The sequence below is a fragment of the Bradyrhizobium sp. GW821-FHT13H05 genome (genome assembly GCF_058804065.1).
This window is the reverse complement of the sequence record NZ_JBXAPO010000003.1, coordinates 114,048-130,926: the sequence shown is the minus strand read 5'-3', so window position 1 is coordinate 130,926 and position 16,879 is coordinate 114,048. Positions and strand designations below refer to the sequence as shown.

Annotated in this window: 16 protein-coding genes; 7 read left to right on the top strand and 9 right to left on the bottom strand. The window is 63.3% G+C overall.

Features of this window, described 5'->3' with window-relative positions; all coding sequences use genetic code 11:
- Window positions 1–9: 9 nt before the first annotated feature.
- Complete coding sequence (locus tag AC1RR3_RS09535; RefSeq protein WP_492821726.1) at window positions 10–468, top strand: cupin domain-containing protein; 459 nt, start codon at window positions 10–12, stop codon at window positions 466–468.
- A 9-nt stretch (window positions 469–477) separates the two neighbouring features.
- Here AC1RR3_RS09535 and AC1RR3_RS09530 read toward each other — a convergent pair whose 3' ends face one another.
- The 3 genes from AC1RR3_RS09530 to AC1RR3_RS09520 form a co-directional block, all read right to left on the bottom strand.
- Window positions 478–1,728, bottom strand: a complete 1,251-nt coding sequence (locus AC1RR3_RS09530; RefSeq protein WP_492821724.1) for a flavin-dependent oxidoreductase — start codon at window positions 1,726–1,728, stop codon at window positions 478–480.
- A 139-nt stretch (window positions 1,729–1,867) separates the two neighbouring features.
- Window positions 1,868–2,704, bottom strand: coding sequence for an enoyl-CoA hydratase family protein (locus AC1RR3_RS09525; protein ID WP_492821722.1), 837 nt, complete (start codon window positions 2,702–2,704; stop codon window positions 1,868–1,870).
- A 28-nt stretch (window positions 2,705–2,732) separates the two neighbouring features.
- Complete coding sequence (locus AC1RR3_RS09520) at window positions 2,733–3,494, bottom strand: SDR family NAD(P)-dependent oxidoreductase (RefSeq protein WP_492821720.1); 762 nt, start codon at window positions 3,492–3,494, stop codon at window positions 2,733–2,735.
- Window positions 3,495–3,693: 199 nt separating this feature from the next.
- Between AC1RR3_RS09520 and AC1RR3_RS09515 the strand changes: the two genes are divergently transcribed.
- From AC1RR3_RS09515 to AC1RR3_RS09495, 5 genes are read left to right on the top strand one after another with little or no spacing between them, the layout of a single operon-like run.
- Entirely contained in the window at window positions 3,694–4,512 is an 819-nt protein-coding gene (locus AC1RR3_RS09515) for an alpha/beta fold hydrolase (protein WP_492821718.1), read from the top strand.
- A gap of 7 nt (window positions 4,513–4,519) precedes the next feature.
- Window positions 4,520–5,809 (top strand): acyl-CoA dehydrogenase family protein, encoded by a 1,290-nt coding sequence (locus AC1RR3_RS09510; RefSeq protein ID WP_492821716.1) that lies wholly within the window; start codon window positions 4,520–4,522, stop codon window positions 5,807–5,809.
- 2 nt (window positions 5,810–5,811) lie between these two features.
- Window positions 5,812–7,338 carry a class I adenylate-forming enzyme family protein gene (locus AC1RR3_RS09505; protein ID WP_492821714.1) on the top strand — a complete coding sequence of 509 codons (1,527 nt, stop codon included), beginning with the start codon at window positions 5,812–5,814 and terminating at the stop codon, window positions 7,336–7,338.
- Window positions 7,335–8,423: an NAD/NADP octopine/nopaline dehydrogenase family protein gene (locus AC1RR3_RS09500; RefSeq protein ID WP_492821712.1), complete on the top strand. Its 1,089-nt coding sequence runs from the start codon at window positions 7,335–7,337 to the stop codon at window positions 8,421–8,423. The genes AC1RR3_RS09505 and AC1RR3_RS09500 overlap by 4 nt, the downstream gene beginning before the upstream one ends.
- 3 nt (window positions 8,424–8,426) lie before the next feature.
- Window positions 8,427–9,419: a 3-hydroxybutyryl-CoA dehydrogenase gene (locus AC1RR3_RS09495; RefSeq protein WP_492821710.1), complete on the top strand. Its 993-nt coding sequence runs from the start codon at window positions 8,427–8,429 to the stop codon at window positions 9,417–9,419.
- On the opposite strand, the gene AC1RR3_RS09490 is transcribed toward AC1RR3_RS09495, so the two are convergent.
- The 6 genes from AC1RR3_RS09490 to AC1RR3_RS09465 all read right to left on the bottom strand — a co-directional run bounded on the left by AC1RR3_RS09490 (window position 9,416) and on the right by AC1RR3_RS09465 (window position 15,774).
- Entirely contained in the window at window positions 9,416–10,462 is a 1,047-nt protein-coding gene (locus tag AC1RR3_RS09490; RefSeq protein ID WP_492821708.1) for a 2,5-dihydroxypyridine 5,6-dioxygenase NicX family protein, read from the bottom strand. The two genes, AC1RR3_RS09495 and AC1RR3_RS09490, sit on opposite strands and share 4 nt — an antisense overlap.
- Before the next feature lie 38 nt (window positions 10,463–10,500).
- Entirely contained in the window at window positions 10,501–11,268 is a 768-nt protein-coding gene (locus tag AC1RR3_RS09485) for an ABC transporter permease (protein ID WP_492821706.1), read from the bottom strand.
- Complete coding sequence (locus tag AC1RR3_RS09480; protein WP_492821704.1) at window positions 11,265–12,050, bottom strand: ABC transporter permease; 786 nt, start codon at window positions 12,048–12,050, stop codon at window positions 11,265–11,267. The genes AC1RR3_RS09485 and AC1RR3_RS09480 overlap by 4 nt, the downstream gene beginning before the upstream one ends.
- On the bottom strand, window positions 12,047–12,892 hold the full coding sequence (locus AC1RR3_RS09475; RefSeq protein WP_492821702.1) for an ABC transporter ATP-binding protein: 846 nt from the start codon (window positions 12,890–12,892) through the stop codon (window positions 12,047–12,049). The genes AC1RR3_RS09480 and AC1RR3_RS09475 overlap by 4 nt, the downstream gene beginning before the upstream one ends.
- A 125-nt stretch (window positions 12,893–13,017) precedes the next feature.
- The gene (gene ilvD / locus AC1RR3_RS09470) at window positions 13,018–14,712 is read right to left on the bottom strand and encodes a dihydroxy-acid dehydratase (RefSeq protein WP_492821700.1); all 1,695 of its coding nucleotides are present in this window, start codon (window positions 14,710–14,712) and stop codon (window positions 13,018–13,020) included.
- Between the two features lie 78 nt (window positions 14,713–14,790).
- Window positions 14,791–15,774, bottom strand: coding sequence for an ABC transporter substrate-binding protein (locus tag AC1RR3_RS09465; RefSeq protein WP_492823129.1), 984 nt, complete (start codon window positions 15,772–15,774; stop codon window positions 14,791–14,793).
- A gap of 175 nt (window positions 15,775–15,949) precedes the next feature.
- Here AC1RR3_RS09465 and AC1RR3_RS09460 point away from each other — a divergent pair, with 175 nt between their 5' ends.
- The gene (locus AC1RR3_RS09460; RefSeq protein WP_492821698.1) at window positions 15,950–16,858 is read left to right on the top strand and encodes an NAD(P)-dependent oxidoreductase; all 909 of its coding nucleotides are present in this window, start codon (window positions 15,950–15,952) and stop codon (window positions 16,856–16,858) included.
- Window positions 16,859–16,879: the final 21 nt, after the last annotated feature.

Here is a 16,879-nt window from a genome sequence, read left to right as displayed (position 1 = left end):
AGGACTGCAATGAAGAGCGAAATCACCGGCATCACGCGGGCCAATGAGGGTATCCAGGGCATTTCCTGGAACATCCTCGGCCAGACTTATGTGCCAAAGAGCAATACCGAGCACAGCTTCTCCTGGCACGCGACCCTGCCGCCGGGAACATTCGTGCCACCGCACATTCATCCCGACCAGGATGAGTATCTCTACATGCTGGAAGGCAAGCTCGATTTCGTGCTCGGCAATTCTGAAGCGCAGGCGACCCCGGGCGATTTGATCCGCCTCGGCATGGGCGTGCCGCACGGCATTTTCAACAAGTCGGAGCAGACCGCCAAGGTGCTGTTCTGGGTCTCACCGACCCGCAAGCTGTTCGACCTGTTCTGGGGCCTTCACAACATGAAGGAGCAGAAACCCGAGGACGTCGTGGCGATGGCCGCCGAGTTCAACATCCACTTCCTGCCGCCGCCTCCCGGCGCCGGCTAGCGGCTGGCGTCAGGCGCGCACCGCCGCCAGTCCTGGCACCGCGGCAAAACCCGCCTTGGTCGCGTAGCCGCGCACGATCGCCTCGCGCTGGGAATAGCTCAGGACATTATCGACATTGTCGAAGCCATCCGGCGCGAGCTGCTCGACGGCGTCGATGACGCCCTCAGGGCCGCCACGGCGGTTGGAGCGGACGATGTCCGCGGTCATCGGCAGGCGCTTCTTCTCATATTCGAGCAGCGCCTGGCGCGGATGCTCGGCGCGCACCAGCGCGTCGGCGAGGCAGCGCGCGTCGAGGATCGCCTGCGAGGCGCCGTTCGAGCCCACCGGATACATGGGATGCGCGGCATCGCCGAGCAACGTGACGCGCCCGGACGACCAATAGGGCAAAGGATCGCGGTCGCAGGTCGGATATTCGTAGAATTCGGGCGTTGCGGAGATCAGACTCTTCACGTCGATGTACGGCACCGAGAAGCGCGCCACATGCGGCATCAGCTCCTCGCGCCGGCCCGGACGCGACCAGTCTTCCTTCCGCGGCGGCGGCGCATTGCCTTCGCCCACTTTGACCAGCACAGCCCAATTTGTGAGACGACTCGCGGGGCTTGAGCCCTCCGCGATCGGATAGATCACGACCTTGGCGTTAAGCCCGCCGGCCACGATCATGGATTTGCCGGTGAGGAACAGCGGCCAATCCCGCGCACCGCGCCACAGCATCAGGCCGTTCCAGCACGGCGGTCCCTCGTTCGGGAACAGCGTGTCGCGCACGCGCGAATGAATGCCGTCGGCGCCGATCAGGATATCGCCGCGCGCGGTGTGGATGTGTGTGCCCGCACGATCGAAGAAATAAGCGGTGACACCACCCTCGTCCTGCGTGAAGGCACCGAGACGGCAGCCGGTGCGGATTGCATCCGCCCCCAGCCTCTCCTCGACGGCGCGATGGATGACGGCCTGAAGCCGGCCGCGGTGGATCGAGAACTGCGGCACGTCGTGGCCGGCGTCGACGCCGCGGGCTTCGCGCCAGACCTCCTGGCCATGGCGGTTGAGGTAGTAGAGCTGATCGGTGCGGATCGCGACGTCATCGAGCTTCTGGAGCAGGCCCAGGCCTGCGAGCTCGCGCATCGCATGCGGCAGTGTATTGATGCCGACGCCGAGTTCGCGAATGGTGTCGGCCTGCTCGAATATCTCACAGTCCAGCCCGCGAGCCCGCAGCATCAATGCCGTGGTGAGACCACCAATACCGCCACCGACGATAATCGCCCTCATCGCCCTTACTCCACTCAATACACAGGCAACGGGGTTAACGTCGCACGTGCGGTCGCTCTGCCGCAAGCGGCTTTGTCGCCTCCACCTCGACCGCGGCCCGGGTCTTGGGCTTAGCCTTAATTGCGGGCAAAGCCGGGGCTCAATCGCCCCTGAAGACCGGCTTGACCTTGTTGGCGAAGGCCTCGAAGGCACGTTCGAAATCCGCCGTAGTCATGCACAAGGCCTGAGCAACGGCCTCAGCCTCGATGGCTTCCTCCACCGACATCGCCCATTCCATCGCCAGCATCCGCTTGGTCATGGTGTTGGCGAAAGTCGGCCCTTCTGCGACCTGTTTTGCCAGGAGCTGCGCCTGGGGCAGCACCTGCTCCGGCGTCACGATGCGGCTGAAGAAGCCCCACCGCTCGCCCTCCTCAGCGGTCATGAACCGGCCGGTGTAGAGCAACTCGGAGGCGCGGGACTGCCCGATGATCCGCGGCAGGATTGCGCAGGCGCCCATATCGCAGCCGGCAAGACCGACCTTGTTGAACAGGAACGCAACCTTGCTCCCGCTCGCGGCGAGGCGCATGTCCGACGCCATGGCGATGATCGCGCCGGCGCCGGCACAGATGCCCTCGACCGCGGCCACGATCGGCTGCGGGCATGCCCGCATCGCCTTGACGAGGTCGCCCGTCATCCGCGTGAACGCAGTCAGCCCTTTTGTATCCATCTTCACGAGCGGGCCGATGATCTCGAACACATCGCCGCCGGATGAAAAATTGCCACCGGCACCGGTGACGACGATCGTCTTGACCGCATCGTCAAACGCGCAGGCGCGGAAGAAATCGGTGAGCTCGCGGTAGCTCTCGAAGGTCAGCGGATTTTTTCTTTCCGGGCGATTGAGCGTCACGGTCGCAACACCGTCGACCACGACCAGCAGAAAGTGCTGCGGCGAATAATCCGCGAGCGGCAGGGTGACGGGATTGGCAGGTCTGCTCATGCGATGTCCTTTTCCTTGATCCACGCCGCTAGATTTCGCCGCCGGCGACGGCAATCGCCTGACCGGTGATCGCGCCAGCACCTTCGCCGCACAGCCACAGCACGGCGTCAGCGACCTCCTGAGGCGAGATCAGCCGCCCCTGCGGATTGTGCTTCGCCAGTTCGGCAATCGCCTGCTCGCGGGTTCGTCCCGTCTTCTTCATGATGGTCTCGATGCTGCCGGCGACCAGGTCGGTGTCGGTGAATCCAGGGCAGACCGCATTCACGGTCACGTTGCTGCTCGCCATCTCGATAGCAAGGGAACGCACAAGGCCAACTACGGCGTGCTTGGCGGCGACATATGCACTGACATACGCGTAGCCCTTGAGCCCGGCCGTCGATGCAACCGCGACGATGCGGCCATAGGGGCGATCCTTCATTCCCGGCAACACAGCGCGGACGGCATGGACGACGCCCATGAAATTGACGTCCATCATGCGTGTAAAAATGGCGCTGTCCGATTTCGCGAACGGCGCGGACTCGGCACTGCCGGCGTTCGCAACCAGAATATCGATCGGCTGTCTCGCGCTCGCCTCGGCGACAGCGGCTTTCAGCGCAACCTCATCTGACACGTCGGCGACCGCGAAAAAATGCGCAGCGCCGGAGCTGACGGCCTCTTCGAGCGTCGCAGCATTCCGACCAAGCACTGTCACGGTTGCGCCGGCGCCTACGAGTGACGCCGCGATCGCGCGGCCGATACCGCGACCGCCTCCGGTCACCAGCGCATGCGGCGAATGCGGCAAACCGGACATTCGTTGACTCCCTGAAATGGCTGCAGGCCCATGCTCCGATATATTTTAAACTTCAAGCTTTTGCAACGAAGCGTCCGCCTGGACGTCGCAAGCCGGCACGTATCGAGGAGCGGCCCGAAAATTGCTTTAAGTATAAAATTATCTCTTCCCATCGCCCGCAGGCCTGTTAGCATCGCCGGGCCGAGCTAGAGGATGTCGCGTGTCGCAGCCTGCGCCAATGATAACAAAGGACGGACGCTTCGCCTATGAAGCCGCGGGCGATCCGGGCGCGATACCTTTGATTTTTCTCCACGGTATTGGCGGCGCGGCGCGAGCCTGGCGGCGCCAGCTTGCCACATTCGGCAGCCATTTCCGCGCGATCGCATGGGACATGCCGGGCTATGGCGGATCGGCACCGCTTGCCAGCGTCAGCATCGCTGCCCTGGCCGATGCACTCCAGCAATTCATCGAGCAACTCGGGGCTACAAGGCCCATTCTGGTCGGACATTCCATCGGTGGCATGATCGTCCAGAAATGGCTGGTTCAATCGCCGAAACTCGCGCGCGCGGTCGTACTGGCGCAGACCAGTCCGGCCTTCGGCAAGGCCGATGGCGACTGGCAGAAATCATTCATCGCCGCGCGGCTCGGACCGCTCGACCGCGGCGAGACGATGAAGTCTCTGGCGCCCTCGCTGGTGAAGGAGCTTGTCGGAGACAGTCCCGACCCGGGCGGAATGGAGATCGCCCGCGATTGTATGGCAAGTGTGCCGGAGGCGAGCTATCGCGCCATGATGCTGGCCCTGATCGGGTTCGATCAGCGCAGCACGCTCAAAGATATCTCCGTGCCGACGCTGCTCTTGTCCGGTTCCAAGGACAACAACGCGCCGGCCCCCATGATGGCGAAGACGGCGACCTACATCCCCTCCGCGGAGTACGTCGAATTGGCCGGCGTCGGCCATCTCGCGAACCTCGAACGGCCCGGTGCCTTCGACGAAGCTCTCGGCAGGTTTGTCGACTCTGTCGCCGCAAAGCACGGATGACTGCGCGATGACCATGCAAGTCAGCAAGACCATTGGCGCGAGCGACAAGGTCGCGCTGGATGTGCCGATCTTCGATCCGGTCGCGTTTCGTCTCAGCGACGAGCAGGCCGGCATCATCACGCGCGCGAGAGAGATCGGTCAGAGCGTGTTCGCGGGCCGCGCGGCGACCTACGATCGTGAGGCAATCTTCCCGACCGAGAATTATCGCGACCTGCATCGCGTCGGCCTGCTCGGCGTTGCCGTGCCCAAGAAACACGGCGGGCTCGGCGCAAACTACCAGACCTACGCGCTCGCTGCCGCCGAGATCGGCCGCTATTGCGGCGCCACCGCGCTGACCTGGAACATGCACGTCTGCTCGACCCTATGGTCAGGCCCGCTCGCCGACGACCTCGACATGGATGCAAAGACCCGCACCGAACACGAACAGCGGCGAGCAGTCCACTATAAGCGCATCGTCGAGGATGGCGCGATCTACTCGCAACCCTTCTCCGAGGGCGGAGCCGCGGCCGCGGGCGGTGTTGCGTTCGGCACGGAAGCGAAACCGGTCGAGGGCGGCTGGATCATCAACGGCAAGAAGATTTTTGCATCCCTCGCCGGCCACGCCGACTATTACGGTGTGCTCTGTACCGAGATCGCGGAGGGTGAAAAGGCATCGCGCCGCAACACGCTCTACCTCGCGATCCCCGCAAAGTCGCAAGGCGTCTCCGTTGTCGGCGATTGGGATCCGCTCGGCATGCGCGGAACGGTCTCGCGGACGCTGCTGTTCAAGGACGTGTTCGTGCCGGAGGATTCTGCGCTGATGCCGCGCGGCGTCTACTTCCAGGCCGCAATGCGTTGGCCGCACATGTTCCTGACGCTGTCGCCGGCCTATATGGGCCTCGCCCAAGCGGCCTATGATTTCACCGTGCGATACCTGCGCGGCGAGGTGCCGGGCATGCCGCCGGTCAAACGACGGATGTATCCGACCAAGCAGATCGCGGTCGCGCAGATGCAGATCAAGCTCGAGCAGATCAAGTCGATCTGGTTTCAGGCCGTCACCGAAGCACGCGCCAATCCGAGCAAGGAGCAGGTGCTGCGCGCCTATGCCGCGCAATATACGGTGATGGAGGGGGCCAATGAGCTCGCCGCGCTCGCGATCCGCACCTGCGGCGGTCAGGCCATGCTTCGCTCGCTCCCGCTGGAGCGCATCTATCGCGACAGTCGCTGCGGCTCGCTGATGCTGCCCTGGACAGCCGAGCTTTGCCTTGACCGGATCGGGCGCGAGGCGCTGTACGAGGCCGGCGAAACGGACGACTGACGGTGGACCTCTGCAGTCTGATCGATCGCAACGCGGCGTTCGCGCCAGACAAGACGGCCATTGCTTTCGAAGGGCAACGGCTGAGCTATGCGGCGCTCGCCGCGCGTATCGAGCGGACGGCCACGGCCTTGAAGCAGGAGCTTGGGGTCGGCCGCGGCGACCGCGTCGCGATCCTCAGCCTGAACCGGCCGGACTATCTGGTTCTGCTCTACGCCTGCGCGCGACTTGGCGCGATGCTGGTGCCCCTCAACTGGCGACTGGCCGTCGCCGAGCAGCTCTTCATTCTCACCGACGCCGGCGCCAAGGTGCTGGTGCTCGAACAGGGCTTTGAAGACGTTCTTCCCGAGCTTACGTCGGGGACTGCCGTCGTCGGCCTTGATTTCGCGCCACCGCGCGGCGCCACGTTCGAAAGCCTGCTGGCCCGCAACGAAGGCACCAGCCGCAACCCGCACGCCGATCTCTCCTGCCCGCTTCTGATCGTTTACACCTCGGGAACGACAGGACGGCCGAAGGGCGCTGTGCTTCGGCAAGAGGCGCTGTTCTGGAACGGCGTCATGAGCCAGCACATGCACAACATGACGTCCGACGACCACGTGCTGACGGTGCTGCCGTTCTTTCATGTCGGCGGCCTCAACATCCAGACTACGGCAGCGCTCCAACTTGGGGCGACAGTCACGATTCACGCGCGTTTCACCCCGGATACGGCGCTTGCAGCCATCCAGCAGGAACGGCCAACCCTGACCGTGATGGTGCCGGCAATCATTCAGGCCATTAGTGAGCATCCTGCCTGGGCCACAGCTGATCTCTCATCACTGAAGGCCGTTGCCACCGGTTCGACCATCGTGCCGCAGCATCTGATCGACCGCTTTGTCGCGCGCGGCGTTCCGGTGCTTCAGGTCTACGGCTCGACGGAAACCTGCCCCATCGCGGTCTACACGCGGCTTGGCGGCGATCTCTCGCGCGCAGGCTCGACTGGCCTCCCCGGCCTCTGCTGCGAAGCGAGGGTGATCGACCAAGCGGGTGCTGAAGTACCGGCCGGTACGCCGGGTGAGATCGCAGTGCGTGGCCCGAGCGTGTTCTTCGAATACTGGGGGAACGAAGGCGCCACGCGCGAAGCACTGCGTGACGGCTGGTACCGCACCGGTGATATCGGCATGTGCGACGCCGACGGCTATTTCTGGGTGCGTGACCGCAAGAAGAACATGATCATTTCCGGTGGGGAGAACATCTATCCGGCCGAGGTCGAGCGTGTCCTGCTCGAACATCCCGACGTCAGCGAATGCGCCGTGATCGGCCGGCCCGACCCGCGCTGGGACGAGGTGCCGATCGCTTATGTCATCAGGCGCGCGGGCTGCCGGCTCGAAGCGGAGGAGCTGAGAACGCATCTTCAGGCGCAACTCGCCCGCTACAAGATTCCGCGCGATATCATCTTCGTTCAGGATCTGCCACGCACGGCGCTCGGCAAGGTCCAGCATTTCCTGCTGAAGCAGCTTGATGCGCAGTCGCGCGCGCAAGGAGAAGCATCTTGAAGATAGCGGTTCTGGGTGGGGGAAACGGCTCTTTCGCGGCCGCAGGCGATTTTGCGCTGTCGGGGCATCAGGTCCGGCTCTGGCGCCGCGACGCGAAACAGGTCGCAACACATCGCGCTGCCGGCTCACGCATCCTGGTCAAGGATCATAACGGTCGTCACGACGTGAAGCTGGCGCTGGTGACGACCGACATCGCCGAAGCCGCCAGCGGTGCCGAACTGATCCTGTGCCCTGCCCCAGCCTTCGCGCAGTTGGATATCGCGCGTTTGCTCGCGCCGCACCTGCGGGACGGCCAAGTCGTGTTTCTGCCGCCCGCGACGTTCGGCTCGATGATCTTCGCCCAGGCCGCGCGAGATGCCGGCAACCACGCCAGGGCCAGCTTTGCCGAGACCGGAACGCTGCCCTGGCTGACCCGCAAGCACGGGCCGTTCGAGGTCGCGATCACGATCCGCGCCAAACGGCTGCCGGTTGGTGTATTTCCGCTCGACCGGGCGCCGCACGCACTCGAAGTGATCGGACGCGCTTTTCCCGACGCAATCGAACCGTGCGGAGACGCGCTGTCCGGTGCGCTGATGAATGCAGGTGCCATCATTCACCCGCCACTCATCGTGATGAACGCCGGCCCGATCGAGCATTTCGAGCGATGGGACATCCACAAGGAGGGCACGCAAGCCGCAATCCGACGGGTGACCGACGCGCTCGACGCCGAGCGGATCGCCGTTCGCGAGGCACTCGGTTACAATGCACCGCATTTCCCGCTCGCCCATCACTACGCGAACGAGGGCGAAATCTGGATGTATGGCCGTGGGTCGCATGACCAGCTGACGGATTCCGGCGACTGGCGTGAACGCATCGTGCTGACCGAGCACCGCTACATGCGTGAGGATTTGCGGCTTGGGTTATCGTTGCTGGTGTCCGTCGCCGGCCTGGCGGGCGTGGCCACCCCGCTGGCCAAGGCCTTCCTGGCGATCGGCGCCGCGATCTGCGGCGAGGATTTTATGCAAGGCGGACGAACGCTCGAGACGCTTGGTCTTGGTAACCTCAGCCGGGCCGAATTGCAGACGCTGCTTCGCAATGGATTTTGACCGATGACTGGTCGCACCAACATCGCCTGTCTCGGAGCCGGCCGCATGGGGCGCGGGATCGCCGTCGCGTTCGCCTACGCGGGTCACAGGGTCACGATGATTGATATCAAAGCCCGCTCGGTGGAGGACTTCGCCAAACTAGAGGCGGACGCACTCGGTGAGGTCAGGAAGACATTCGCCAGCCTGTCGAAGCTGGGACTGCTGACCGAGGCCGATGTCGACCCGCTCATCGCGCGGGTCTCGGTGGTACCATCCGGCCAAAGCGGCGCGGCACTGTCAAACGCAGGTATTGTCTTCGAGGGTGTCCCGGAGGTCGTCGAACTCAAGCGCGAAGTATTGGGGGAGGCTTCAAAGCAGGTCAGCCCCGACACGATCATCGCATCGACGACATCGACGATTCTCGTCGACGATCTATCTGGCGCGATCGTGAATCCTCGCCGCTTCCTCAACGTGCACTGGCTCAACCCCGCTTATCTGATCCCGCTGGTCGAAGTTTCGCCCGGCAAGGCCACCGATCCAGCCATCATCGACGAGGTCAAGGCACTGCTGGAGGGCATCGGCAAGGTGCCGGTGGTCTGCGCAGCGACGCCCGGCTTCATCGTCCCGCGCATCCAGGCGCTCGCCATGAACGAGGCCGCGCGCATGGTCGAGGAGGGCGTCGCCAGTGCGGAAGAGATCGACAAGGCGATCCGCTACGGTTTCGGCTTCCGCTACGCGGTGCTCGGGCTGCTCGAATTCATCGACTGGGGCGGCGGCGATATTCTCTACTACGCGAGCCGTTATCTCGAAGGCGCGCTCGGTAGCGACCGCTATCGCGCGCCAGACGTGATCTCGCGCAACATGCACGAAGGCCGGATCGGTCTGCGAACGGGCGCAGGCTTCCTCGATTATTCAGGCATGGACGTCGACGCCTATCGCGTGAAGCGGCTCCAAGCCATGGTCGATCTGCTCCGGCACTTCGAGCTGGCTCGCCCGCCCGTGCTCGACCGCGATTAGCCGAAGACGTCCTGGAGCACGCCGTCCCGCACCACCGCGACACCATCGAGCTCGATGGTGGTTCCCATCATCGGCAGATCGAAATGGCCTGCCGTATAGCGACCGGCAAATTCGTTCGCGCCGGTCGAGAACAGGAAGTTACCGGAGACGGCGCGAATCTCCGTGCCGTTGGTATCGCGCTGGTCGTACATCGACAGCGCTTCGTAGCGCGCAGCAGGGTTCATGCCGAATCCGACATGCGAGACCGCATAGGCCTCACGATCACCCCAGGCGGCGAGATAGGCGCGCATCATCGCGCCGTCCGTGCCCTCACCTTCCAGCTCGACGACATAATCGTCCTTCAAGGTCATCTTCACCGGCGAGGTCAGGTAGCGCTTGAAGGTCAAGTTGATGTCGCCGGGGGCCATCACCAGCGTACCGTTGATCGTCCCGCTCTTGGGAAAGCTGACGACGATGCCGCCCGGCCAATGCGCCAGCGTGCCGGGCTTGTCGGTCCAGCCCCATACTCCGACCGTCGATGCGCCAACCATATCGACGTCAAGCGCCGTGCCGGCCTTTGAGGTGACGCGCATCCGCTTGGTCCCGCGCAGCATCTTCGCCGCCGCACGAACGCGCTTCTCGAGCGCGGGATCCGGCACCATCCGCTCCAGCGCCTCGGGATGCTCGTTGGAGATCACCAGGATACGCGCCCCGGCCTTGAGGATCTCGGGGGTCTCCACGGCATGCATCAGGCCCTCGATGGTGCAATCCACCACAAAGCCGGCCTGTTGAAGCGCGCTGATCACCGGCCCGAGCCGCTGGATCGCCTCGCTTGCCCCTGTCGAACGAACCGGAACAATGTTGCGGTTGCGCGGCGTCGGCATCACGACATGAAATGGTCGAGCTCCCATCCGCAGCAGCGCGAGTTCCGACAGATGCACATTCAGTGCACGCGATTGCGTTTCCGAGAGGATCGCCGCGGTGTCACCGGCCTTGACGGCGCAACGCTCAAAGATCTCGCAAAATGCGTCGATCCATTTTGCCTCGATGCGATCAGCCAGCATGGTTCGCTCCCGGACTTCTGGTTTCTTATTCGGTCAGATCACGCCTCGGGAAAGCCCCGTAAGAGGTAGGATCGCACGGCACCCAACAGACCGTTCAAGATCAACCCCAGCAGCGAGATCGTGATCAACGGCACGAACATGTCGACGGCCTGGAACGTCCGGGCCGCCGTGACGAGCACATGGCCCAGTCCATCCGTCGACGTGATCATCTCGGCCAGAAACACCACGATGCAGGAAATGACAAGGCCAATCCGACAGCCGGTGAGGATCGACGGCATCGCCGCCGGCAGCACCACCTTGAAGAGGATTTCATAGCGCGGCGTTCCCGCGGCCATGGCCGACCAGATCAGCTTCTGCTCGACGGTCGATGCGCCGTAATAGGTGGACAATAGAATGGGAAAGAGCGCATCCGCGGCCACCAATGTGATCTTCGACCCGTGGCCGAAGCCGAGCAGCAACAGCAGCGCCGGATAGAGCGCGACCTTCGGCAGCGGCGCCAGAACACGCACGATCGGCCGAACCACGGCATTGATCGCGGGACTGGCGGCAGCGGCGATGCCGATGCCGACACCGAGCACGACCGCAATCGCGAAGCCGGCAAACAACCGGATCAGGGTCGCCGCGATCTCCTGCTGAAATGTCCACGTCACGAGCTGCCGGAGCAGTCTGCCGAAAACATATCCCGGTGGCGGCAGCAAGACCGCAGGCGCAAAGCCGAATGACACGAGGCCTTGCCATACTGCGATCACCAGCGCGATCGGCGCGACTCCGAGAGCGACATTTGATGGGAGAACGCGCGATGTCATGAGAAGCTCAACGGCATGTCGAACTGAGGCTCGGACCAGCGCACCAGCCTTGCGCGGACCCGCTCGAAGATCGCATCGAGGCAGATTCCCATCGCCCCCACGATGATGATCATCGCAAAGACGGTGTCGTATTGCCCCATGTCGAGCGCGTTGAACAGGATGTTCCCGGCGCCGGACTGGCGGGCAATCATTTCGCTGGTGATCATCGTGATCAGCGCCAGCACCAGGCCGGTCCGGCACCCGGTCAAGATCTCCGGCAGCGCCGCCGGCAATACGATCCGGACCAGACGTTGCAGGGGCGAGAGCCCTATGGCCGCACCTGACCACAGCATCTTCTCTTCGACGGCCTTGGCGCCCTCAAAGCTGTGATAGATCACGGGCAAGCTTACGCCGAGGAAGATCACCAGCGTCTTGGTGACGTCGCCGACACCCAGCCACAGCATGATGATCGGCATCAAGGCTGCCTTCGGGACTGGATAGATCACCATCAGGAGGGGGTTGAAGAAAGCCGCGACAGCCCGGCTGCGGCCCATCAGCAGGCCGAGTGGGATCGAGACCAGCACCGCTATGCCAAACCCGATCGCCATGCGGCGGAGCGAGGCAACGATGTTGATCAGGGATTCCTTGTCGCCAAGGATGTCCGGGATCGCCCGGATCGCCTCGATCGCTGTCGGAAAGCTGTCGTTCTTCAGCGCGAGCGACGCGACCTGCCACACCGCCAGCAGTCCGATGCAAGCGAACACCGGGGCGGCACGTCTGGCGGAGGTAGCCAGCAATGTCATGACGGGAATCCGGTCTCGTCGACCTCGTCGAACATTCGCTCGATGTCGACGACGTATTTCTGATAGCGCGAGTCGAGCAACAGCTCGCTACGGCGCCGCGGCCGCGGCAGATCGATGTCGATCACCTGCCGGATGCGACCGGGTGACTTCGACATCATCACGACCTTGTCTGACAGGAAGACGGCTTCGTCGACCGAATGGGTGACGAACAGCACCGTCTTCCGGTCGCGCTCCCAGATGTTCAAGAGATCGTTCTGCAGGCGCGTCCGGGTGTGAGCGTCGAGCGCGCCGAACGGCTCATCCATCAGCAGGACTTCGGGATGGTAGGCAAGTGTTCGCGCCAACGCGACGCGTTGCTTCATGCCGCCAGACAATTCCTTGGGATAGAAGTTTTCATAGCCCTTGAGGCCGACCATCTCGAGCAGCGCCCGGCTCTGCGCTTCAGCCTCGGCAGCCCGCACGCCCTGCTGGCGCGGCCCGTACATCACATTGCCCAGCACGGTCTTCCAGGGAAACAGTGCAAATTCCTGGAACACCGGTCCGCGATCCGGACCCGGCCCCGTGATAGCCTGTCCCTTGATCTTCGCCGCACCGCTGGTCGGACTGACGAAGCCACCGACGATGTAAAGCAGCGTTGACTTGCCGCAACCGGACGGACCAAGAATGGAGACGAAGGCTCCCTCCTCGATCGTCAGCGAGATCTCCGATAGTGCCAAATGATCCTTGCGCGCCGAGGTCTGAAAAACCTGCGAGACGCGGTCGATCTCGATGATCGCAGAAGCCGGTTTTTGTGGCGTCACCGGTCTCACCCATTCGCTCGATCTCGAAGGCACTACCTTCATGACGTCTCTCGTCTCACTCGCGCGCGGACATTTCCCAACGAACCTGCTGAATGTCCTCCATCAGCGGCAAGAGCTTAGCAAGAAACCTGCCAGACAGGCGGTCGTTTTCGCACGGGTGCAGCGCGTCATTTGAACCAGGGCCATTCTGCAGGCCCCTGATGCGTGACGGCTCCGCCGGGCGCCTGCCCGACCAACCGCGCATATTTTGCGAGCGCACCTGCGCGGTGACGCGGCGGACGCTGCTTCCAATCGCGTCGGCGTGCAGCAAGGTCCTGTTCGTCGACCAGCATATCCATACGCCGGTTTGCGGCATCGATCCGGATCCTGTCGCCGTCGCGAACGAGCGCCAGCGGACCACCCACGAATGCTTCGGGAGACACATAGCCGATACACATGCCTCGGGTCGCGCCGGAGAACCGGCCATCGGTGATCAGGGCGACCTTTTCGCCCATGCCCTGTCCGTAGATCAATGCGGTAACGCCGAGCATCTCGCGCATGCCGGGGCCGCCGACCGGCCCTTCGTTGCGGATCACGAGAACCTCGCCCGCCTTGTAAGTGCGGTCACGAACTGCTTTGACACAGGCTTCCTCGTCTTCGAAGACGCGCGCAACACCCTCGAAGAACTGGCTCTTCAAGCCTGCGACCTTGATCACCGCGCCATCAGGACAGAGATTGCCCTTCAGCACCGCCACGCCGCCATCGGGCATGATCGGCGCACGAGACGCGTAAACGACCTCGCCATCGGGCGCGTTGGCTGCGCCATATTCTTCAGCAAGTGTGCGCCCCGTGATGGTGATACAGCTGCCATCGATGTGGCCGCTCTGGATCAGCTCCCGGATAACGACAGCGGCACCGCCAATATCGTAGACGTCCTTTGCCGTGTATTTGCCGCCCGGCCGCAGGTTTCCGATCAGAGGCGTCCTGGCGAAAACCTCACCGACATCATCGATCGTAAAGGCTATGCCGGCCTCGTTCGCAATCGCCGGCAGATGCAGCGCAGCGTTGGTCGAACCGCCCGTGGCCGCAACGATCGCCGCACCGTTCTCCAGGGATTTCCGCGTCACGATGTCGCGCGGCAGCGGACCGCCGCGCTCCAGCATCTCCATGATCATTCGACCGGCGCGTCGCGATATCTGCGCGCGTTCGGCATAGACACCGGGCACCATCGAGACGTTGGGAATGGTGAGGCCCATCGCCTCCGACACCATGCCCATGGTGTTCGCGGTGAACTGACCGGCGCATGCGCCAATGGTCGGTAGGCAAGCGCGCTCAATCCGCTCCAGCGTCGCGCCGTCGATCTCACCAGTCATGAAGCTGCCGACGGCCTCATAGGAATCGAGCACCGTCAGCGTTCGCCCGTCTATCCGCCCCGGCAGCGAGCTGCCGCCGTAAATGAAAATGGACGGCACGTTGCAACGAACCATGCCCATCATCACGCCAGGAAGTGTCTTGTCGCAGCCGCCGTACCCGATCAGCGCGTCGTAGGCGAGACCATGGACGACGGCCTCGATCGAGTCGGCGATCAGCTCGCGTGAAAACAGGGAGAACTTCATTCCCTCGTGATTCATGCTGATGCCGTCGGAGACCGACACGGTCGAAAATTCGCGCGGCGTGCCGCCGGCCTCCTCGATTCCCGTCTTGGCCGCCGCCACTTGGAAATCATGGGTCATGTTGCAGGGCGTCTGCTCGCCCTTCATGCTGACGACGCCGACCATCGGCCTGGCAATCGCCGCATCGTCGAGCCCCATCGCGCGCATAAATGCGCGGTGGGGGGCCCGGTCGAGGCCGTCTGTCGTGACCCGTGATCGCAATTTCTTCATACGTGCATCTTCTTCATGCAACGTCCCGGATGCTCCGGGATGTTGCGATCTCATCGTTCGGATCATTCGCTGTGTGGCTTATTCCAGCGGCGCGACGATCGTCGGATGCTTGAATTGCGCTACGTCCAGTTTCGGCAACATCCCCGTCTCCGCGTAGATGTCCAGCATCTTCTGGATCGCGGGGAAGTTCGGTGCAGCGCCGGGGTCGCGACCGAAATCATTGTCCTTGAGGAGGTAAGTCTCAAGCACCGGAATGGGCGCTTTCAAGACCTCATTGACCACCTTAAGGGTCTCCTCGCGGTTCGCCAGCGCTTTCTTCATACCTGACGTGATGTCGCGAACATAGGCCTTCACCAGATCTGGATTCTTGTCGACGAAATCGGCACGGCAGGCTTCCAGAATGTGCACGATGTTCGGCATGGCCTGGGACAACGAGAACAGTTTGCGGGTGCCCCCCTTTGCCTCGGCGCGCGCGGCAAACGGCTGGTTCATGTTGACCGCGTCGACGCGGCCCTGGCGCAACGCATCTTCGGAGACAGCAAAGCCGACCTCGACCAACTTGATATCCTTGGCCGGATCGACGCCATTCTGCTTCAAGAGCAGGTTGAACGGCCCCTGCGTACCGCCGCCGATCACGGAAATGCCGACCGTCTTGCCCTTAAGATCGGCAATTGTCTTGATAGGCGAGTCATCCAGGACAGCCCAGTAGACCGAGAAACCGCCGGGCTTCTCGAAGACGTGCTGCGCCACGATGTAGGCCTTGAGATTCCCGCCGACCACTCCGTTGGAGAGCGACAACGGCGCCTGCGTCGCGCAATCCAGAGCGCCTGCGGCCAATGCCTGCGTCATCGGCGCTGTACCCTGAAATTGGGTCCATTCGATATTATAGGCCTTGCCGATATTGGGAAATTCGGCCGGCCTGCGCATCATCCAATATTTGGACTCCTCGGCCGGGATCGTCCAACCGACGCGGATCGTCTGCTGCGCCCGTGAGGGACTTGCGCCAACACTAACGGCCGCCACCGCCGCTGTTGCCAGCATCCACCTCGAAACCGTTCGCATCGCGCCCACTCCGTTGCTCCGGCGCCGACCGGCGCCACCCATCCCGACGGGCCCAAATGTTTCATGGTTCAAACAATCAAGCAAGCCATGCAGGCAGGCCGGTTTCGCCGCAGGACACGCCATGTATGGTGAGTCGCGGTCGCGCCCGTCGCGCGGCGAGAGAAGGAGGCAACCTATGGCTGATGCGAGCAAGACAAACCCGCAAGGCGTCGAGCGGCTCGGCTATATCGGCCTCGGGCTCATGGGGACCCCCATGACCCGGCGCCTGCTCAAGGCTGGCTATCAAGTGGGCGTCTGGAATCGCTCGGAGGGCAAGGTCGCTCCACTCGTCGAAGCCGGCGCCAGGCGCGCGGCCACTCCTCATGAGGTTCTGGCGAGCTCGGACATCGTCTTCATGTGCGTAACGGATGCCGCGGCCGTGGAAGAGGTCATCTTTGGAGCCGAAGGTCTTTCGTCGGCTCCCGGTGCGGGCAAGCTCGTCGTCGACTTCTCGTCGATCCATCCTGACGCCGCGCGCGATCTCGCAATGCGACTGAAAGACGCGAACGGCGCAGGCTGGATCGACGCCCCGGTGTCCGGCGGCACCAAGGGGGCCGAGGAAGGTACGCTTGCGATCATGGCCGGCGGAGATGCTGCCGACATCGAGAGGGTCCGCCCCTACATCCTCACCATGGCCCGCAGGTTCACCCACATGGGGCCTACCGGCGCCGGCCAGACCACAAAACTCTGCAACCAGGTGATCGTCGGATGTGCAATGGCCGTCCTCGCGGAAGCGACGCGTCTTGCGGTGAACGCCGGAATCGACGCCAACCGGTTGCCCGAAGCGCTCGCCGGTGGCTTTGCGGATTCCATTCCTCTTCAGCTGTTCGTGCCGCGGATGGTCCAAGGCATTCACTCGCCGCCACTCGGTCACATCGCCACGATGCTCAAGGATCTCGATACGGTTGCCGATGTCGCGCAGACGGCATCGACGCCGATACCAATGGCATCGCTTGCGGCACAGATTTTCAGGCTGGCCAAAGCTGCGCGAGGCGCGGATGCCGATGCACTGGAGATCTACAAGCTTTCAGCAGCAGAGCGCTGAGCTATGGAACGCGAGCCAAAG